16 protein-coding genes are annotated in these 20,646 nt (G+C 59.6%); 5 read left to right on the forward strand and 11 right to left on the reverse strand.

The features are described from left to right. Positions 1 to 166: 166 nt before the first annotated feature. From ACYZUA_RS28875 to amaB, 7 genes are all read right to left on the reverse strand, one after another. On the reverse strand, positions 167 to 883 hold the full coding sequence (locus tag ACYZUA_RS28875) for an ABC transporter ATP-binding protein (RefSeq protein ID WP_008153378.1): 717 nt from the start codon (positions 881 to 883) through the stop codon (positions 167 to 169). Next, entirely contained in the window at positions 880 to 1,755 is an 876-nt protein-coding gene (locus ACYZUA_RS28880; RefSeq protein ID WP_461961548.1) for an ABC transporter ATP-binding protein, read from the reverse strand. Before ACYZUA_RS28880 ends, ACYZUA_RS28875 begins: the two co-directional genes overlap by 4 nt. Continuing rightward, on the reverse strand, positions 1,752 to 3,035 hold the full coding sequence (gene livM / locus ACYZUA_RS28885; RefSeq protein ID WP_461961549.1) for a high-affinity branched-chain amino acid ABC transporter permease LivM: 1,284 nt from the start codon (positions 3,033 to 3,035) through the stop codon (positions 1,752 to 1,754). Before livM ends, ACYZUA_RS28880 begins: the two co-directional genes overlap by 4 nt. Positions 3,036 to 3,038: 3 nt before the next feature. Continuing rightward, positions 3,039 to 3,953: an ABC transporter permease subunit gene (locus tag ACYZUA_RS28890; protein WP_095127375.1), complete on the reverse strand. Its 915-nt coding sequence runs from the start codon at positions 3,951 to 3,953 to the stop codon at positions 3,039 to 3,041. A gap of 170 nt (positions 3,954 to 4,123) precedes the next feature. Beyond that, positions 4,124 to 5,257, reverse strand: coding sequence for an ABC transporter substrate-binding protein (locus tag ACYZUA_RS28895; RefSeq protein WP_461961550.1), 1,134 nt, complete (start codon positions 5,255 to 5,257; stop codon positions 4,124 to 4,126). Between the two features lie 363 nt (positions 5,258 to 5,620). After that, positions 5,621 to 6,904, reverse strand: coding sequence for an L-pipecolate oxidase (amaA, locus tag ACYZUA_RS28900; protein ID WP_461961551.1), 1,284 nt, complete (start codon positions 6,902 to 6,904; stop codon positions 5,621 to 5,623). Between the two features lie 177 nt (positions 6,905 to 7,081). Beyond that, positions 7,082 to 8,572, reverse strand: a complete 1,491-nt coding sequence (gene amaB / locus ACYZUA_RS28905) for an L-piperidine-6-carboxylate dehydrogenase (RefSeq protein WP_134419869.1) — start codon at positions 8,570 to 8,572, stop codon at positions 7,082 to 7,084. A gap of 174 nt (positions 8,573 to 8,746) precedes the next feature. Between amaB and ACYZUA_RS28910 the strand changes: the two genes are divergently transcribed. The 3 genes from ACYZUA_RS28910 (at position 8,747) to nadE (ending at position 11,889) form a co-directional block, all read left to right on the forward strand. Further along, positions 8,747 to 9,658, forward strand: a complete 912-nt coding sequence (locus ACYZUA_RS28910; RefSeq protein ID WP_461961552.1) for a LysR family transcriptional regulator — start codon at positions 8,747 to 8,749, stop codon at positions 9,656 to 9,658. A 163-nt stretch (positions 9,659 to 9,821) separates the two neighbouring features. Continuing rightward, positions 9,822 to 11,057, forward strand: coding sequence for a nicotinate phosphoribosyltransferase (pncB, locus tag ACYZUA_RS28915; protein ID WP_095127379.1), 1,236 nt, complete (start codon positions 9,822 to 9,824; stop codon positions 11,055 to 11,057). Positions 11,058 to 11,061: 4 nt separating this feature from the next. After that, entirely contained in the window at positions 11,062 to 11,889 is an 828-nt protein-coding gene (gene nadE, locus ACYZUA_RS28920) for an ammonia-dependent NAD(+) synthetase (RefSeq protein WP_461961553.1), read from the forward strand. 64 nt (positions 11,890 to 11,953) lie between these two features. Here nadE and azu read toward each other — a convergent pair whose 3' ends face one another. Continuing rightward, a complete protein-coding gene (gene azu / locus ACYZUA_RS28925) occupies positions 11,954 to 12,400 on the reverse strand; it encodes an azurin (protein WP_461961554.1) in 447 nt (148 codons plus the stop codon). Between the two features lie 343 nt (positions 12,401 to 12,743). On the opposite strand from azu, the gene ACYZUA_RS28930 reads away from it, so the two are divergent. Together ACYZUA_RS28930 and ACYZUA_RS28935 are read left to right on the forward strand one after the other, a co-directional pair. After that, complete coding sequence (locus ACYZUA_RS28930) at positions 12,744 to 13,331, forward strand: LOG family protein (RefSeq protein WP_461961555.1); 588 nt, start codon at positions 12,744 to 12,746, stop codon at positions 13,329 to 13,331. Positions 13,332 to 13,399: 68 nt separating this feature from the next. Then, entirely contained in the window at positions 13,400 to 13,591 is a 192-nt protein-coding gene (locus tag ACYZUA_RS28935) for a hypothetical protein (protein ID WP_461961556.1), read from the forward strand. A gap of 222 nt (positions 13,592 to 13,813) precedes the next feature. On the opposite strand, the gene ACYZUA_RS28940 is transcribed toward ACYZUA_RS28935, so the two are convergent. From ACYZUA_RS28940 to ACYZUA_RS28950, 3 genes are all read right to left on the reverse strand, one after another. Further along, positions 13,814 to 14,704, reverse strand: a complete 891-nt coding sequence (locus ACYZUA_RS28940; protein ID WP_461961557.1) for a transglutaminase family protein — start codon at positions 14,702 to 14,704, stop codon at positions 13,814 to 13,816. After that, entirely contained in the window at positions 14,704 to 17,190 is a 2,487-nt protein-coding gene (locus tag ACYZUA_RS28945; RefSeq protein WP_461961558.1) for a circularly permuted type 2 ATP-grasp protein, read from the reverse strand. Before ACYZUA_RS28945 ends, ACYZUA_RS28940 begins: the two co-directional genes overlap by 1 nt. 88 nt (positions 17,191 to 17,278) lie before the next feature. After that, positions 17,279 to 20,554, reverse strand: a complete 3,276-nt coding sequence (locus tag ACYZUA_RS28950) for a transglutaminase family protein (RefSeq protein ID WP_461961559.1) — start codon at positions 20,552 to 20,554, stop codon at positions 17,279 to 17,281. Between the last annotated feature and the right edge of the window lie 92 nt (positions 20,555 to 20,646).

The raw sequence follows: 20,646 nt of genomic DNA on the forward strand, positions 1-20,646 counted from the left end.
CTGTGGGAGCGAGCCTGCTCGCGAAAGCGGTGGGTCTGACACTTCAATATTGAGCGTGCTATCGCCTTCGCGAGCAGGCTCGCTCCCACAGGGGATTGACGGTGTTTTGGAGATGTAAAAAAGCCCCGGTGATTGCGCGCCGGGGCTTGGTGTTACAACAGCGAACTCAGTGGCCGCCGAGATAGGCGTTACGCACTTCCTCGTTAACCAGCAGCTCCTTGCCGGTGCCCGTGAGGCGAATCTCGCCGTTGACCATCACGTACGCCCGGTCCGACAGTTTGAGGGCGTGGTTGGCGTTCTGTTCCACCAGAAAGATCGTCATGCCGGTTTTCGCCAGTTCCCGCAGGGTCGCGAAGATCTGTTTAACCACAATCGGCGCCAGACCCAGGCTCGGCTCGTCAAGCAACAGCAGTTTCGGCCGGCTCATCAACGCACGTGCGATAGCGAGCATTTGCTGTTCACCGCCGGACATGGTCATGGCCCGCTGGGTGCGCCGCTCTTCGAGTCGCGGGAACAACTCGAACATGCGTTGCATGTCTTCCTTGGCGTATTTATCACCGATAGGGATGGTGCCCATCAGCAGGTTTTCCTCGACGGTCATGTCGGGGAACACCCGTCGCCCTTCCGGCGATTGAGCGATGCCGTTGGACGCAATGTAGTGGGAGGATTTGTGGGTGATATCCACACCCTGATAGATGATCTGCCCATCCGCCGCCCGCGGCTGACCGAAAATCGACATCAGCAAGGTCGATTTACCGGCGCCGTTGGAGCCGATCAGGCTGACTGTTTCACCTTCATTGATGTGCAGCGAAACATTCTTCAGAGCCTGGATCGGCCCGTAAAACACATCCAGATCCTTCAGTTCGAGGATGGGTTGGCTCATAGCACCACTTCCTCTTCATCGGCGCCCAGATAGGCCGCAATCACTTTCGGATCGTTACGAATCGCATCAGGGCCGCCCTCGGCGATGACGATGCCGTGGTCCAGCACCACGATGTGGTCGGAAATGCTCATTACCATGCCCATGTCGTGTTCGATCAGCACCACGGTCAGATCGTGCTCGTCGCGCAGCAGCCGGATCATCGCGCTCAGCGCTTCGGTTTCCTGAGGGTTGAGGCCGGCGGCCGGTTCGTCGAGGCAGATGATCTGCGGCCGGGTGCACATGGCCCGGGCGATTTCCAGACGGCGTTGCTGACCATAGGAAAGCTCACCGGCCAGACGGTTGGCGCAATCCACCAGATCCACCACTTCCAGCCAGTAGAACGCGTGGTCCAGCGCATCGCTTTCGGCTTTGCGATAACCCTTGGTGTTGAGTATCCCGGCCAGCATGCTGCGGTTGACCCACATGTGTTGGGCCACCAGCAGGTTTTCCAGCACCGACATTTCCTTGAACAGGCGAATATTCTGGAAAGTCCGCGCCAGACCGGCACGGTTCACCAGGTGGGTGCCGCCGAACATCTTGTAGAACATCCGACTGGCAAACGCTTTCGGCGAGACGAAATCGGTGGCTTTAAACGATTCGCCCAACAGCTTGATAACGTTGGTTTGCTCGCCACGCACATTGAGTTCGATCTTGCCGCCCGAGGCCTTGTAGAACCCGGTCAGGCAGTTGAACACGGTGGTTTTGCCGGCGCCGTTGGGGCCGATCAGGGCGAAGATCGAGTTGCGTTCGACCTTCAGGCTGACATCGTTCAACGCCTTGATGCCGCCGAAGTGCATCATCAGCTTCTCGACCGAGAGTACGACTTCGCTCATGGCGCTACTCCTTTACGCGGGGTCACACCGGTACGGCTGATCCGAATCAGGCCGCGCGGTCGCCAGATCATCATCAACACCATCAGGATGCCGAACAGCAGCACGCGATACTCCGCGAAACCACGCAGCAGTTCCGGGGCGACGGTCAGCACGAAGGCCGCAATCACCACGCCGATGGTCGAGCCCATGCCGCCGAGCACCACGATGGCGAGGATCAATGCCGATTCGAAGAAGGTGAACGAGGTCGGGTTGACGAAGCCTTGATAGGTGGCGAAGAACACGCCGGCCAGACCGGCCGTCGAAGCACCGATGGTGAACGCCGAGAGTTTGACCAGTACATGGTTCAGCCCCATGGAGCGGCAAGCGACTTCGTCTTCACGCAGGGCTTCCCAGGCGCGACCGACCGGCATGCGGGTCAAGCGGTGCTTGATGTGCAACACGGCCAATACCACCAGGAACAACACCGCGTAGATAAAGTAATACTTCACGTCCGGGTTATAGGCGATGCCAAAGAACTCATGAAACGGCACCCCGCCCTCTTTCGCCCTTTTGCCGAACTCGATGCCGAAAAAGGTTGGCAATGGAGCAGCCATGCCATTCGGGCCACCGGTCAGGGACAGCCAGTTATTGAGGACCAACCGGATGATTTCACCGAAGCCCAGGGTCACGATCGCCAGGTAGTCACCGTGCAGACGCAGCACCGGGAAACCGAGGATGCAACCGGCAAGGCCAGCGGTGATCGCCGCCAGCGGCAGCACCGTCCAGAAGCCCAGGCCGAGGTATTGGTAACCGAGCGCCAACCCGTAGGCACCGATGGCATAGAACGCCACGTAACCCAGGTCGAGCAGGCCGGCCAGGCCGACCACGATGTTCAGCCCGAGGCCCAGCAGCACGTAGATCAGCCCGAGAATGACCACGCCCAGCAGGTAGGAGTTGGAGAAAAACGGGAACACCACGGCAACAACAATCACCACCGGAATGATCCAGCGCAACCGGGTTTTGTAATCAGGTGGCAGTACATGAACCCCGGAGCCGGTGCTTTCAAAGCCCTCGAGAATTCTCAGGCCCTTGGGGGTTTGCAGGAACAGGCTCAAGGCAAAGCGGCCAGCCATGACGATAGCGACAATCCACGCCACCCGCGTCGTTTCCAGGTTGAAGCCGTAGCCGTCGAGGACCACGCCGACAATCGGGCCGAACACAATCAGGGCCACCAGGCCGGCAAGAATCGCGTCAACCAGGCTTCTTTTGAGATCAATGGTTTTTTTAGTGGTTGAAGACATCGCTTACACCTTCGACACAAGAGGACGGCCGAGCAGGCCTTGAGGCCGAAAGACCAGAACAAGAACGAGCAGCGAGAAGCTGAAAACATCTTTGTAGTCCGAGTTCACCAGACCTGAGAACAGTGATTCGGAGATCCCCAGAATAATCCCGCCAAGCATGGCGCCAGGCAGCGAGCCGATCCCGCCGAGCACCGCGGCGGTGAACGCCTTGATCCCGATGATAAAGCCGGCATAGAAGTCGAATGTGCCGTAGTTCATGGTGATCAGCACGCCGGCCAGGGCCGCCATCGCGGCACCGATGATAAACACGTAGGAAATCACGCGATCGGTGTTGATCCCCAGGATCGAGGCCATCTTGCGGTCTTGCTGGGTGGCGCGGCACATGCGGCCGAGCTTGGTGTACTTGATGACGTAGGTCAGCGCGGCCATCCCGACAAACGCTGCGACCAGAATGAAGATCTTGGTGTAGGTGAGCTGGACGAAGCCGGTCCCGACTTCAACTCGCCATGCACCGGTGAGCAGTGTGGGCACACCCTGTTGGCGGGCACCCTGGGCGATCTGTGCATAGTTTTGCAGGATCAGGGAAATACCGATGGCGCTGATCAGCGGTGCCAGTCGGGTGGAGTTGCGCAGCGGTTTGTAGGCGACGCGCTCAATGACCCAGCCATACACCGCCGTGACGATGATGGTGAAGATCAGTGTGCCAAGCATCAGCAGCGGGAAGGATTCAATACCGAAGTATGCCAGCAGAGCCAGACTGATTGCCGCGAGGTAAGCGGAAATCATGTAAACCTCGCCGTGGGCGAAGTTGATCATGCCGATGATGCCATAGACCATTGTGTAGCCGATGGCGATCAGGCCATAGACCGACCCGAGGGTCAGGCCGTTGACCAGTTGCTGCAGGAAAATACCATCCATAACGCAATCTCACGCATTTGAGAGACTGCACAGAAGCCGGGTGCGACGGACCGGAGTTCAGCTGCCGGCGCAACACGGTTATGTGCAGCTCTACGAGAAAAGACAGGTACTGCACGGACATGTTCTTTGATTGCCCGGCGCACAAGGCGCCGGGCAATCAGCAAGTCATATCACTTCTGTTTTTCCAGCTGGTGGTATTTGCCATCCTTGTCCCACTGATAAACCACGTAGTCGGAGACTTTCAGATCGCCTTTGGCGTCCCAGGTCTTCTCGCCCATCACGGTTTTGACCGGATTTTTCTTCAACCACTCGGCGGCTTTCTCGCCACTGTTGGATTTGGCGCCGTTGAACGCTGCAGCCAGGGTCTGGACCGAAGCATAGGCGTACAGGGTGTAGCCTTCAGGCTCGGTGCCTTTCTTGCGGAACTCGTCCACTACAGTCTTGCTGTCTGGCAGCATGCGTGGGTCGGCACCGAAGGTCATCAGTACGCCATCGACGAATTGTGGACCGCCAGCGGTGGTCACCAGTTCGTCGGTTACGATGCCGTCGTCGGACATGAACTTGACGTCCTTGAGACCTTGCTCACGCAGTTGACGGACCAGAGGACCGGCTTCCGGGTGCAGACCACCGAAGTAGACGACGTCGGCGCCAGCGCCGCGGATTTTGGTGACGATGGTGCTGAAATCTTTCTCGCCACGGGTCAGGCCTTCATACAGCACCGGCTTCACACCGCGTTTTTCCAGCTGGGCCTTGGTAGCGTCCGCCAGACCTTGGCCGTAGGTGTCCTTGTCGTGCAGGACCACCACTTTCTTGCCCTTGAGCACGTCGACGATGTAGTCGCCGGCCACGATGCCTTGCTGGTCATCACGCCCGCACATACGGAACATGGCACTCAGGCCGCGCTCGGTAACAGCCGGGTTGGTGGAGCCTGGAGTGATCGCGATGATGCCCGCTTCGTCGTAGATCTCCGAAGCCGGGATGGTCGAGGAGGAGCAGAAGTGACCGACTACGCCAGCGACTTTCTGGTTGGTCAGGTCCTTGGCAACCGTCACAGCCTGTTTCGGTTCGCAGGCGTCATCGCCTTTGACCAGTACGATTTTTTCCCCGTTTACGCCGCCCGCTGCGTTGACCGCATCGGCCGCAGCCTGTGCACCCTTCATGTACTGTTCGCCAAATGCCGCGTTGGCGCCTGTCATTGGTCCCGCCACACCGATTTTCACATCAGCCTGTGCAAACGCAGAAACACCCAACGCAGTTGCCACTGCGAGGGCCAAAAAGCCTTTTTTGTAAAACGTCTGGGACATGAGGTGGTGCTCCAAGGTTTTTTTTAGTTGGCACTGCGACTTCCTGAATGCTCAGAGCAAGGGCCGTGCCATCGGTTTTTTATTCTGAGAAAAGTCGCTGCTTTATTGTTTTTTCGACTGTTTCGATCCCATTTTCATTGGGCGTGCAACCGTCTAAACCGCGGAAGGTGTAACCATTTATTTTTAAAGGCGCAACCCGAGCGCGCCATCATTGCAACCGCGGCGCCAAACGACGTGCAACCAGCCTGTAACAACGTGCGTCACCGAAGTGCACACTGCTGGTGCGGAACTGCTACAACCCGCACCTTTTACAGGCTAGTCGCTGCGCGAAAAAGCGCCGCTTTCAGCAACAAATTTCAACAATCAAATAACGATCCGCAGGCACTGGCCTGCGTGATACAGCGAGAATCCGGCCTCGTACAGACAGCTTCGCAATCCCACGCCAGCCAATGGCTGCATGGGTGCAAAGGGAATCGGCAGCGCTTGAGGGTTTCCGTTACACAGATAATCGGCAAAGGCCTTGCCGACGACTGTGCCGGTAGTGACGCCCCGGCCGTTGTAACCGGTGACTGCCACTAAACCGGGCACCGGCTCGAACAAACGCATCAAATGATCGGGGGTGAAGGCGATGCAACCGGTCCAGGTGCACTCCCAATCCACCGGTTTGAGATAAGGAAAATAGTGCTGTTGAACCCGGTCGGCCCAGGCTTTAAGGAACCAGGTCGGCTTCTGATTGCCATTACCGAGACTGCCGAGCAGCAGACGGCCATCCTTATCCCGACGAACACTGCTGAGAACCTGGCGAGTGTCCCAGGAACCCTGGCCACCTGGGAGAATTTGCTGTGCAGCCTCCTCGGTCAGCGGGACCGAGGCCACTTGATAGTAATAACCGGGGAAAAAGTTGCGCCGCAATTCCGTCCAGTCACCTTCGGTGTAGGCGTTAGAAGCAATCACGACTTGCTCGGCAAGCACCGAACCCTGAGCGGTTTGTACCGACCAGCGCTGGCCCTGACGTTCGAGTCGGGTCACCGGGGAATGATCGAACAACTGACCGCCGAGACCGATGGCCGCTTTGGCCAGCCCCGTCGTGTAAGCCATTGGATTGATCGTGCCAGCACGCCGATCGAGCAGCGCGGCGGCAATCTTTTTGGTGCCCGTTGCTTGTTCGCAGGCTTGACCGGTCAGCAGTTCCACCGGCGCGCCGCGACGTTTCCATTGCTCTTCACGACTGCGCAAGTCCGCTTCGCCACGGGCGTTGTGCGCCATGTGCAACGTGCCTTCACGGCGTAACTGGCAATCGATGTTGTACTTATCCACAAGGCTGAACACCAGGGAAGGTGCCGCACCCAGCATGCGATTGAGCTGACTGCCAACCGCCTCGCCGAAACCGGCTTCGATCTCGTCCGGTGGAATCCACATCCCGGCATTGACCAACCCGACGTTGCGCCCCGATCCGCCATGACCGGCGCGATGGGCTTCCAGTACACAGACACTTTTGCCTTTTTCCAGCAGATGCACCGCCGCCGACAGACCGGTGAAACCAGCGCCAATGACGCAGACATCCACCGTCACCTCGCCCTTGAGCGCCGCATTGTCAGGCCTTTGCGGCGTCAGTTTTTCCCACAGACACTCTTCGCGTAACGGCATTGCCAGACTCCAACAGAAACCTAACCACCACAATCATTGAATGTGGAGATGATCTATGTGGCGAGGGGATTTATCCCCGTTGGACTGCGCAGCAGTCCCATTATTTGGGGCCGCTTCGCAGCCCAACGGGGATAAATCCCCTCGCCACAAAAGCTTGCTCCTACAGAGGATCACCGATCAGTCGAAGGTAATGCCCTGGGCCAAGGGCAACTCCAGCGAATAGTTCACGGTGTTGGTCTGACGGCGCATGTAGCCGCGCCATGCATCGGAGCCGGATTCACGACCGCCGCCCGTTTCTTTCTCACCGCCAAACGCCCCGCCGATTTCCGCGCCGCTCGGGCCGATGTTGACGTTGGCGATGCCGCAGTCGCTGCCCACCGCCGACATGAACTGCTCGGCTTCACGCACGTCAGTGGTGAAAATGCACGACGACAAGCCTTGTGGCACGGCGTTGTTCAGGCGCAGCGCTTCGTCGAAATCCTTGTAACCGACCACGTACAGAATCGGCGCGAAGGTTTCGCTGCAGACCACGTCGCTCTGCTCCGGCATTTCGACGATGGCCGGCGAGACGTAATAAGCGTTAGGGAATTTGTCTTCCAGTTGGCGCTTGCCGCCGAACACCCGGCCGCCTTCGCTCAGGGCCTGCTCAAGCGCGTCCTGCATGTTTTCGAAACTGTGCTTGTCGATCAGCGGACCGATCAGATTGCCTTCCAGCGGGTTGCCGATACGCACTTTGGAGTAAGCGGCTTTCAGGCGGGTGACGATTTCTTCTTTTACCGATTCATGGGCAATCAGGCGACGCAACGTGGTGCAACGCTGACCGGCAGTGCCGACGGCGCTGAACAGGATGGCTCGTACGGCCATGTCCAGGTCGGCGCTTGGGCCGAGGATCATTGCGTTGTTACCGCCCAGTTCCAGAATGCTGCGAGCGAAACGTGCAGCGATTTTCGGTGCCACTTCGCGGCCCATGCGGGTGCTGCCGGTGGCGCTGATCAGCGCGACACGCGGGTCATCGACCAGGGCTTCGCCGGCATCGCGACCGCCGATGATGACTTGGCTCAGGTGCGGAGGCGCGTCGCTGAAGTTCTTCAGTACGCGGTCGAACAGCGCCTGGCAGGCCAGTGCGGTCAGCGGGGTTTTTTCCGATGGTTTCCAGATCACCGGGTTACCACACACCAGCGCCAGCGCGGTGTTCCAGGCCCAGACCGCGACCGGAAAGTTGAACGCACTGATGACGCCGACGACGCCCAGCGGGTGCCAGGTTTCGCGCATGTGGTGGCCAGGACGCTCGGAAGCGATGGTCAAACCGTACAGCTGACGGGACAGGCCGACGGCGAAATCGCAGATGTCGATCATTTCCTGAACTTCACCCAGGCCTTCCTGAGTGATCTTGCCGGCTTCCCAGGACACCAGCTCGCCGAGGTCGGCCTTATATTCACGCAGGATGTCGCCCAGTTGGCGGACCAGTTCGCCACGGCGCGGCGCCGGGACCTTGCGCCACAATTCGAACGCATGATCTGCACGACTGATGTGCTGCTCGACTTCAGCGGCGCCTTCCCAGTTCACGGCGGCGATCTGGCTGCCATCGATTGGCGAATGCACCGGCACTTTGCCGTTCTGGTACAGGGCCGGGTTAACACCAAGACGATCAAGCAATGCGGCAACCATGGGTCACTCCTCAAGCGAAAAACAGAAAACGTGCAGCCGGATTGATTCGGCTGGTGAGGCCTGTAGTTTTAGCGCTCCCGACGTTACCCAACAAACGACCTTTAAGAGAGATATCATTCCGTTTATTCATGCTGCGAATTGCTGGTAAGAAAGAAACAAGAAAAAGGACAACCAATGCTGAATAAACGCTACTTGCCGTCGATCACCGCGCTGCAGTGTTTTGAGGCCGTGACCCGGCATTTGAGCTTCACCCGGGCGGCTGAAGAGCTGAACCTGACCCAGAGCGCCGTCAGCAAACAGGTCGCGCAACTCGAAGAATTGCTGCAGCACCTGTTGTTCCGCCGGGTGCGCCGACGCCTGCAAATGACCCCGGCCGGTGATTTGTATCTGGTGGAGGTAAGAAAAATCCTCACGCAGGTGGAGATGTCGACCCACTACCTGCGCTCCTACGGCGGTGAAACCGAAGTCCTGCGCGTCTCGACGCCTCCGACCTTCGGCGCGCGCTGGCTAGTGCCTCGCTTGAAAGGCTGGCGTCTGCGCCATCCCTCGATCCATCTGGACCTGTGCAGCGAGCAGGAAGCCGACGATCTGCTGCAAGGTCGCAGCGACCTGGCGTTCTACTTCGGCCAGGGCTCACGCCCCGGCACTGAATGCCTGAAGCTGTTCGGCGAAGAGCTGGTGCCGGTCTGCGCACCGGGCAGCCTGCCGAACACGCCGTTCACCGATCCTACGCAACTCACCGACCTGGTCCTGCTGCAAAACGCCTCCCGGCCCCAAGCCTGGCACGACTGGTTCGACAGCCAGGGCTACCACACCGAACACAGCTACCACGGCCCGCGCTTTGAAACCTTTTACATGTGCATCCGCGCAGCCCAGGTCGGCTGCGGTGTGGCGCTGTTGCCGCGGTTTCTGGTGGAAGAGGAATTGGCCGACGGCAAACTGGTCATACCCTGGCAGCACGCGATGCCCAGCACCGATGCCTACTACCTGGCGTATCCGGAGCATTCGGCGGAAGTGCCGAAGGTGCGGGATTTTGTGAAGTGGATGCTGGAGCAGATCGACAGCCCGGATGTACCGCAAATCTAAAGCTTCACACAATCCCTGTGGGAGCGAGCTTGCTCCCACAGGAATCTGCACTGTCTAAAAAATCACTGGCATTACCTGCCGTTGATATGCGCCACTAGCCCCATTCATTGAAACAGCTGCAACGTCGCTGCCACGGGCCGCGGCCAGCCTGGAGAACCCCGTTATGAGCGAGAGCGTGTTTGGCGATCGCATCGTGCAGAACCTGCTCGACACCGACTTCTACAAACTGACGATGATGCAGGCGGTGCTGCACAACTACCCGAACGTTGAAGTCGAATGGGAATTTCGTTGCCGTAACAGTGAAGATTTGCGCCCGTACCTGGCGGAAATCCGCTTCCAGATCGAGCGCCTCGCCGAATTGAGCCTGAGCGCCGACCAGTTGAGTTTCATGGAGCGCATCAGCTTCATGAAGCCGGATTTCCTGCGCTTTCTCGGGTTGTTCCGCTTCAATCTGCGCTACGTCCACACCGGCATCGAAAACGGCGAGCTGTTCATCCGCCTGCGCGGGCCATGGCTGCACGTGATCCTGTTCGAAGTGCCGCTGCTGTCCATCGTCAGCGAAGTGCGCAACCGCTATCGCTACCGTGAGATTGTCCTGGAACAGGCGCGTGAGCAGCTCTACCGCAAGTTCGACTGGCTGACCGCCAACGCCAGCGCGGAGGAATTGTCCGAATTGCAGGTAGCCGATTTCGGCACTCGCCGTCGCTTCTCGTACCGCGTTCAGGAAGAAGTGGTGAACGTGCTCAAGCACGATTTCCCCGGTCGTTTTGTCGGCACCAGCAACGTGCACCTTTCACGGGAGCTGGACATGAAGCCGTTGGGCACCATGGCCCACGAATGGATCATGGCCCACCAACAACTCGGCCCACGGCTGATCGACAGTCAGATTGCCGCCCTCGATTGCTGGGTCCGCGAGTACCGTGGCCTGCTGGGAATTGCCCTCACCGACTGCATCACCACCGATGCCTTTCTCGGCGATTTCGACCTGTACTTCGCCAAGCTGTTTGACGGCTTGCGCCATGATTCCGGTGATCCGGTGCTCTGGGCGGAAAAGGCCATCGCCCACTATCACAAGCTGGGCATCGACCCGATGAGCAAGACGCTAGTGTTCTCCGACAGCCTGACGCTGCCCAAGTCCCTGGAGATTTTTCGGGCGCTGCGCGGTCGGATCAATGTCAGCTTTGGCATCGGCACCAACCTGACGTGCGATATTCCGGGTGTTGAACCGATGAGCATCGTGCTTAAAATGGCCGCCTGCAACGGCCAGCCCGTGGCAAAGATTTCCGATGAGCCTGGCAAGACTCACTGCAAAGACCCGAATTTCGTCGCCTATTTGCGACACGTTTTCAAAGTACCTGCCGCCCTTTCCAGTACATCCAGCATTTCTAGCAAGGAGTGAATTCATGCAAGCCGAACAGCGTGAGATTGCTGAACAGCTCAAGGTCCAGCCGCCGTTCGCCGACCAGGCCGCCCTCGAGGCTGAAGTCACCCGGCGGATCATCTTCATCCAGGACTGCCTGGTCAATTCCGGGCTCAAGACCCTGGTACTCGGCATCAGCGGTGGCGTCGATTCCCTGACCGCCGGCCTGCTGGCCCAGCGTGCCATGCGCGAACTGCGCACCCGCACAGGCGACAACAGCTACAAGTTCATCGCCGTGCGCCTGCCGTACGAAACCCAGTTCGACGAACACGACGCCCAGGCTTCGGTGGACTTCATCGCCCCGGACGAGCGCCACACCGTGAACATCGGCCCGGCAGTCAAATCCCTGGCCAGTGAAGTCGCAGCCTTCGAAGGCAAGCACGCGGTCTCGGTGGATTTCGTGCTCGGCAACACCAAGGCGCGGATGCGCATGGTTGCCCAATACACCATCGCCGGCGCGGCCCACGGCCTGGTGATTGGTACCGACCATGCGGCAGAAGCGGTGATGGGTTTCTTCACCAAGTTCGGCGATGGCGCTTGCGATCTGGCGCCACTGAGTGGCCTGGTGAAAAACCAGGTCCGGGACATCGCCCGCAGCTTCGACGCGCCGGAGTCGCTGGTGGAAAAGATCCCGACGGCCGACCTTGAAGACCTGTCGCCCGGCAAACCGGACGAAGCGTCCCACGGCGTGACCTACGCCGAGATCGACGCGTTTTTGCATGGCGAGCCGGTGCGTGAGGAAGCGTTCAAGATCATTTGTGACACGTATAAAAAGACTCATCACAAGCGAGTGATGCCGTTCGCACCTTGATTGAGCGAACAGACAGGCACAAAAAAAGCGTCCGGTGGACGCTTTTTTTATGAGCTCGATTCGATTACTTCAGGGTAACCGTGCCTTTCATCATCGAGATGTGGCCAGGGAACGAGCAGAAGAAGCCGTACTTCTCGCCAGCATCGAGCTTCGACACGTCGAAGGTCACCGAGTCGGTTTCCTTGGCACCGATGATTTTGGTGTGGGCGATGATGCGCGCGTCACCTTCCGGCAGGTAGCTCTTCTCGATACCTGCGGCCAGGCCAGCGGTGGCGATCGGCTGCATATCAGCCTCTTTACTCAGCACCCAGTTATGACCCATGACGTTTTTTGGCAGGTTGCCGGAGTGTTTCAGCTCCACGGTGAACGTCTTGCAGCTCTTGTCGATGCTGATTTCCTTGGTATCGAAGGACATCTGGTCAGTGGAGTCGACGGTCGTCTTGCACTCGGCAGCCATCAATTGGCTGCTGGCCAGTGTCAGCAGGGATACCGCAACAAGTTTGGCAAACATGGTGAATCTCCAAGGCAGGGTTAACGAAAGTGCTAATGGACAGAAGACTGCCTGAAAACGTCGCAAGTTCCTATGACCTGAATCATAAATTGTATACAACTTTCGGGCTATGACACCTATCGAAACAATCTACCAGCCAGACCTCTGGGGCGGCCCTATCATCAGGTCGTCCTCATCCATCTGGAGCGTCAGTCATGTCCCTTAACAGCCTGTTGCGCAATTGGCTCGCCGCCTACGCCTGTGGCGCCAGCGGAACCTGTGAAACACCTGCACGCGAAGTGTAGACCTTGGAACGCCGCGTGCCTGCCTTTACTCTGTGGCCATCCTGACCATGGAGTAAGGCATGTCTTTAGCGTCCGTTTGTGTATTTTGCGGTGCCAGCACTGGCACCAACCCGGCTTATCGTGAAGCGGCTGTCGCCTTGGGGCGAGCATTGGCCGAGCGTAAGCTGGCTCTGGTCTATGGCGGCGGTGCCGTCGGGCTGATGGGCATCGTCGCCGATGCTGCGCTGGCGGCCGGCGGTGAAGTAATCGGGATCATCCCGCAAAGCCTCAAAGACAAGGAAATAGGTCACAGCGGCCTGACTCGTCTGGAAGTGGTTGACGGCATGCATGCGCGCAAGGCGCGGATGGCCGAGCTCAGTGACGCCTTTATCGCCCTGCCCGGCGGCCTGGGCACGCTGGAAGAACTGTTCGAGGTCTGGACCTGGGGCCAGCTCGGGTATCACGGAAAACCGCTGGGGCTGCTGGAAGTGAACGGTTTCTATAGCAAATTGACCTCTTTTCTCGATCATATCGTCGGCGAAGGCTTCGTTCGCGCACCGCACCGTGACATGCTGCAAGTGAGCGAGTCGCCGCAAACCCTGCTTGATCAACTGGATGCCTGGCAGCCGACAGTGGTGCCAAAGTGGATCGAGCAAAAACCCAGCTAACGGCTGGGCATCGATACAGGGCAGAATACGCGCCGCTCAACCTCACCTTCGACCCCAGAGGATCGCCCATGGCTAAACCCAATTATTCCTTCGCCAAACGTCAGAGAGACTTGGCCAAGGAGCAGAAGAAAGAGGAAAAGCTTCAGCGCAAGAAAGCTACAGCTGAAGAAGAAGCCGCCGCACTGAACCCGGATGCAGAAGGTGAAGTGGCCGCAGAAAATGATGTTGAAACACCGAAAGATCAGGCGCCCGACGCCTGAGACCCTCAGGGCCCGATGATCTGATCAGGCCCACCGGATCTGTGTCCAGGGTCAGCAGTTACTTTGCTGACCCTCACAGTCCCATCTGAAATACCCTTATCTAAAGAACGCACACAGTCCCTTGTAGGAGTGAGCCTGCTCGCGATAGCGGTGGCACATTCAGCATTTATTTTTCTGACACACCGCTATCGCGAGCAGGCTCACTCCTACAGTGGATCTTTGTTAATCCAGTGGCATTACAGTGACGCGGACTTCCGGGTCATGGTTGCCGCCCCCAAGAATCACCCCGCGCAACGGCGACACATCGGAAAAATCCCGGCCCCAGGCCAAGGTGATGTGTTCCAGCGCCGGCTGCACGTTGTTGGTCGGGTCGAAATCCACCCAACCGAGCACCGGGCAAAACACTGAAACCCACGCATGTGACGCATCGGCGCCGATCAGTCGCGGCTGGCCCGGTGGTGGCTGGGTCAGCAGGTAGCCACTGATGTACCGCGCCGCCAATCCACGGGAGCGCACGCAGGCGAGCATCAGGTGAGCGAAGTCCTGGCAAACACCACGCCGGCGCTCCAACACTTCCACCAGCGGCGTCGCCACTTGGGTCGCTTCTGCGTCAAAGGTGAATTCGCTGAAGATCTTCTCCATCAGCGCCTGTACACCCAGCAACAGCGGGCGCCCCGGTGGAAAGCAGCTTTCGGAAAACTCGACGAAGTTGCGCTTCAAATGCACGTAAGGCGATTCGAACCGGTAACGACACGCTTCCAGCAATTCGGGGGAAAGCGGCTGACTGCTGTAGGTCAGCGCGTTGCGGGTTTCTTCCCATGCGGGGGATTGATTGAAATCCAGCGCGGGCCGGGCCAGCACTTCGACGGTGAGCCGGGCATTGACCAGCAATTCATCATGCGGCCGCTCGAACGCCAACCGGGTCAGCGGATTGCCGAACACATCCAGCTCATCGCGGCGCGACGTCGGGTCGGGACTGATCTGCAGTTGCTGCTCGGTACAGCGCTGCCAGGCACACGCCCGCGGCCATAGGTGCGCGAGCTGCTGGGCCAGAGAAACCGGGCTGTCGTAGTGATAATGGGTGTCGTGGAGAATCTGATAATGGGCGCTCATCAGACGGACACCGTGCGCTGGCTGACGTCATCGACATGAGCGAAATGGCGCAAGGCCAGACGATCCGACACTTGCCCGCTGGCGTCGGCGATCTCTTGTAACAGGTCGGCCAGCCCCTCAATGGCTGCCCGAACGCTGGCTTCGCCGAACAGCGAGTTCTCCAGGCATCCCAGATCGAACCGTGCCAAGCGTTCCACCAACTGTGGCAACCCCGCTTCGCGAGGCACGCCGAAGTCGTCGTTCAAGCGTTTCAAGGTTCGAGTCACCAACTTCAACTGAAACAGCACGGCGTGGGGGTTCTGCTCGTCGAGCAGCAACAGGTCAAGCACCGGGATCAATTGCGCCACCGCCAGGTACCGCGAACGGTAAGTGATGCTGCTGTTGCCCAGCTCCAGCAGCCATTCCAGACCGGCCTGATCGAACGCGCCGGCACCGCGCAGAAATGCCGCCAGGCTGGCGCTGAGAAATTGCAGACGTTCGATCCGGCGACCGATCATCAGGAAGCGCCAGCCTTCGTCCCGGGTCATGTCGTCGAGGGCGAAACCGGATAATGCCGCCAGGGACATCACCACACGGTTGAGGAAATCCAGCAATTCGCCGAAGTCCGGCTCTTCGGCTTCCAGCTCCATGGCTTCACGCTGCAGCTCCACCAGCGCTTGCCAGTTTTCCCGCGAGAGCTTGCCGCGCACCTGCGAGGCCGCCCACTGCAAACGCTGCAAGTTGGAGCGTAGGCTGAACGACCAGTCATCGCCGAGCAATGCCGCCAGCAAACGCTCCGGCAACTCGCCTTCATCGGGCAACAACATCAACCGTTCACCCAAATCGACCGCCGCCTCCAGGGCTTGCGGGTCATCGCCATCGACATAACGCGCCAGCATGATCCGCAGCAGCCGTGCGCTGTCATCGCAGCGCTCGCAATAACGACCGAACCAAAACAGGTTTTCCACCACTCGCGACGGTAGATACGGATCCCGTCGCACCAGGTCGTGCACACCGATCGTACGCTGGGTTTTCCATTGCTCACCGCTTGGCGGGCGATCGCCCAACACCCAGGTGTCTTTGCTCGCGCCACCCCGTTGCATCGACACCACTTCGGCGTCAGCCTCGGCGGCAACCCGGGTTAGGCCGCCGGGCAGGACCCGATAACCCTCACGACTGGCCACTGCGTACATGCGCATCCCGACGGCCCGGGGTTGCAGATGACCCTCTTCAGCCTGCCAGATCGGAGCTTGAGAGAGCTGAGCCAATTCTTGCGCAACATAGGCGTAAGGCCGTGCCTGCATGCGCTCGGCCAGTGCCTGACGCTGTTTTTCACTCAAATCGCGACCAAATACTGGCGTGAAGCTCTGCGACGGGAACGCCGGTTTGATCAACAACTCCGGCAATTTTTCCAGGGCCTGAGCCAGCACCGGTGCTTCACCGCACCACCAGGTCGCGATGGAGGGCAGTATCAATTTTTCGCCGAACAGGAATTGATTGATCTTCGGCAGGAAGCCCAACAACCCCGGCGATTCCAGCACGCCGCTGCCGAGGGCATTGGCCACCAGCACCCGCCCTCGACGTACCGCTTCCAGCAATCCCGGCACGCCAAGGGCCGAGTCAGTGCGCAGCTCCAGCGGATCGCAAAAATCATCGTCGAGCCGCCGCATGATCGCGTGGACCCGGCGCAGTCCGCTCAAGGTTTTCAGGTAGACCGTGGCATCCCGGACGGTCAGGTCGCCGCCCTCTACCAGTGGATAGCCGAGCTGACGCGCCAGATAGATGTGTTCGAAATAGCTTTCGTTGAAACGTCCCGGTGTGAGCAGCACGATCAGTGGCGCGTCGTCATCACTCGGCGCCTGACGGGCCAGGGTTTCCTGAAGCGTGCGAAAGAACCCGGCCAGGTGCTGCACTTTCAAATCTCGGTACAACTCGGGAAAGGCCCGGGACACGATAGTGCGGTTTTCCAGTGCATAACCGGCACCGGATGGCGCTTGCGTCCGGTCCGCCGTGACCCACCAGCGACCGTCGGGCGTACGTGCCAGATCTACGGCGTACAGATGCAGAAAAGCCCCGTCGGGCGGCGTGATGCCCTGACAGGGCCAGAGGAAGTTGTTGTGACCGAAGACCAGCTCAGCAGGCAGCAGGCCCTCAGCGATCAAGCGTTGCGGGCCGTACAAATCTGCCAGCACAGCATTGAGCAAGCGTGCCCGCTGGGCGATCCCCGCCGATAACTGCTGCCATTCATCCGCAGCAATCACGTGCGGTAGCAGATCGAGTTCCCACGGCCGATCGGCGCCCTTGGGATCGGCGTAGACGTTGTACGTCACGCCGTTTTCCTGGATCTGCCGGGTCAGCAGCGCCTGACGCTGCACCAATTGCGTTGGTGTGCTGCGTTGCAATTGGTCGAACAACCGACGCCAATGCGGGCGCACGGCGCCGCTGTCGTCGAGCAGTTCATGATAAGTGCCCGCCGTTAGCGGGTAGCGGTCAAGCAGGTCAGGCATGGAAAGCTCGGCAGACAGCAAAGAACGGTCAGACTAACGCAGGCTCATGACGCTCGGATATACGAAAAATCCGAGCGTCGCGTAGGGCTTAGAAACGTCGCAAATCGAGTGTCATCGGCAGCTCGTCGTTAATTTCCAAGTTGGGTATAGGAAGTTTCCCCGGCGTATGTCCGATGCGGAAGAAGCGCGCCATCCGCCGGCTCTCGGCTTCATTGGCGTTCACCGGCAAGCTGTCGTAGTTGCGCCCGCCCGGATGGGCGACGTGGTACTGACAACCCCCCAGCGAACGCTGCATCCAGGTGTCGAGCAGGTCGAACACCAACGGCGCGTGGACCGGGATGGTCGGTTGCAGGCAGTTGGCCGGTTGCCAGGCGCGGAAACGCACGCCAGCGACAAACTCGCCGACCCGCCCGGTGGGTTGCAACGGCACCGGGATGCCATTGCAGGTCAGAAGATAACGCTGCGGCGGCAGGCCCGTGAGTTTGACCTGCAAGCGCTCCAGCGACGAATCCACATAACGCACCGTGCCGCCGACTGCACCCTCCTCGCCCAGCACATGCCAGGGCTCCAGCGCCTGACGCAATTCCAGCTCTATGCCGCTGACGGCATAATCACCGACTTTTGGAAACCGGAATTCCAGATGCGCTGCGAACCACTCCGCACGCACGGGATAACCCGCGGCATTAAGGTCGACGATGACGTCGGCGAAGTCTTGCTCGATAAAGTGCGGCAACAAAAACCGATCGTGCAGCTCAGTGCCCCAGCGCGCCAGTTTTGGCGGCGCATAAGGCTCGCGCCAGAATCGAGCCACCAGCGCCCGCAGCAACAGCTGCTGAGCCAGGCTCATGCGTGCATGGGGCGGCATTTCAAAGGCGCGCAGTTCGAGCAATCCCAGGCGACCAGTAGCGCCGTCCGGGGAATACAGTTTGTCGATGCAAAACTCGGCACGATGGGTGTTACCGGTCACGTCGATCAGCAGGTTGCGCAGCAGCCGATCCACCAGCCACGGCGCGCACTCCTCGCCCGGCTCAGGCATCTGGGCGAAGGCGATTTCCAGTTCATACAACGCATCGTTGCGTGCTTCATCGACCCGTGGCGCCTGAGACGTCGGGCCGATGAACAATCCGGAAAACAGGTAGGACAAGGACGGGTGGTTATGCCAGTAGCTGATCAGGCTGCGCAGCAGATCGGGGCGGCGTAGAAACGGTGAGTCCGCCGGTGTCGCGCCACCCAGGACGAAATGGTTACCACCGCCGGTGCCAGTGTGCCGACCGTCAATCATGAATTTCTCGGTGGTCAGTCGGGTCTGGCGTGCCTCTTCGTAAAGAAACTCGGTGCGCTCGACCAGTTCATCCCACGTGGCAGACGGCTGCACGTTGACCTCGATCACGCCCGGGTCGGGCGTGATGCGGAAATTGCTCAGGCGCGGATCGCTCGGCGGCTCATAGCCTTCCAGCAACACCGGGCAATGCAATTCCTCGGCGGTCGCTTCGATGGCGCTGACCAGTTCCAGGTAATCCTCGACCCGTTCCAGCGGCGGCATGAACAGGTACAAGCGCCCTTCTCGCGCCTCCGCACAGAAGGCCGTGCGAGTCAGCCAGTCGGCGGATTCGTCGATCTTTGGCACGCGTTCATCAGCAACCGCAGGCTCGCCCAGGCTCTGAAGTTGTGCAGTGTCGGGCAGCGCAGGGAAATCCTGATTCGGGTCCACAGGATGAATGAACGGGTACTCCGCCGCTTTCACCCAAGGCTGCGAGCCGAGCGGCAAGCGATAACCCAGGGGCGAATCCCCTGGCACCAGTCGGCAATGCTCATCGCGCAGATACCAGCGGCCGCTTTGCCACTGATCACCCTTAACGGTGCGCGCCAGCGGCAGGACCTGACCGATGACCTTGGCCAGCCCTTGGCTGAAGACTTTACGCAGGCGCGCACGCTCCAACGGTTCTTCAAGACGCGAGTCTTCGGCGCTGACGTTCTGCGGCAAAGTGCCTTCGCGCCAGAGGTAATAGAAATTGTCTTCGTAGGCCGGAAACACAAAACGTGTGGGGATTTTCAGGCGTTCGGCGACGCTCGCCAGAAAACGCCCGGCCAGCTCGCCATTGGCACCGTAGTCTTCCTGCTCATCGGCGATCAGCGCGCTGTTGTACCAGATCGGCACATCGTCGCGGCGCCAGTAGCAGTTCAGTGACCAGCGCGGCAATTGCTCGCCGGGGTACCACTTGCCTTGCCCGAAATGCACCAGGCCTTTGGGGGCGTAGTGCTTGCGCATGCGCTGGAACAGTTCGGCGGACAGACGCCGCTTGTCTGGCCCAAGTGCCGCAGTGTTCCACTCGGCACCGTCCGGATCGTCGATGGAAACAAACGTCGGTTCGCCGCCCATGGTCAGGCGTACATCACCCTCCAACAGGTCGGCATCGATCTGCCGTCCCAACGCCTGGATCGCCAGCCATTGATCTTCGGTGTAGGGCTTCGTTACCCGTGGCGCTTCCCAAATCCTCTCCACCGACATTTCGTGGGTGAATTCGCACTCGCACGGTTCAACCAAGCCACTGATCGGTGCTGCGGAGCCCGGATCGGGGCTACAGGCCAACGGAATGTGTCCTTCACCGGCAAACAGCCCTGACGTTGCGTCCAGGCCGATCCAGCCAGCACCGGGCAAGTAGACCTCGCACCAGGCGTGCAGGTCGGTGAAGTCCACGTCAGTGCCCGACGGGCCGTCGAGGCTTTTGACGTCGGCGGTCAGTTGAATCAGGTAGCCGGAGACGAAACGCGCCGCCAGACCGAGGTTACGCAGCAATTGCACCAGCAACCACGCAGAGTCGCGGCAGGAACCGGAGGCATGTTCCAAGGTGTGTTCAGGCGTTTGCACACCTGGCTCCATGCGGATCAGGTAGCCAATGTCATCACTCAGGCGCTGATTGAGTGCGACGAGGAAATCGACGCTAGGCAGTGGCGTGCGGTCGATGCCATCCAGATATGCCTTGAACTTCGGCGTCAGGGGCAAGGTTTCCAGGTACGGCGCCAGTTCCTTGCGCTCATCCGCGGCGTAGGCGAACGGGATCTTTTCCGCGTAGGGCTCAAGGAAGAAGTCGAACGGATTGAAGACCGCCATCTCTGCCAGCAGATCGACTTCGATCCGCAGCTCATCGGTTTTCTCCGGGAACACCAACCGCGCCAGGTAATTGCCCTGGGGGTCTTGCTGCCAGTTGATGAAGTGCTGCTCGGGCGACACTTTCAGCGCGTAGGAGAGTATCCGCGTGCGACTGTGGGCGGCCGGGCGCAGGCGAACGATCTGCGGACCGAGCTCGACGGCGCGGTCGTAGCGGTAATGCGTGACGTGGTGCAATGCGACATGAATCGACACGGCGTGCCTCCTGCGAGCCTTAAGCGTATTGGAAAGCGCGCAAGACTTATGCCATCCAGCAGCGCTGGCGCTTTCTCCGGTTGCTTGTGGCA

Source organism: Pseudomonas sp. LS2P72 (genome assembly GCF_054897865.1).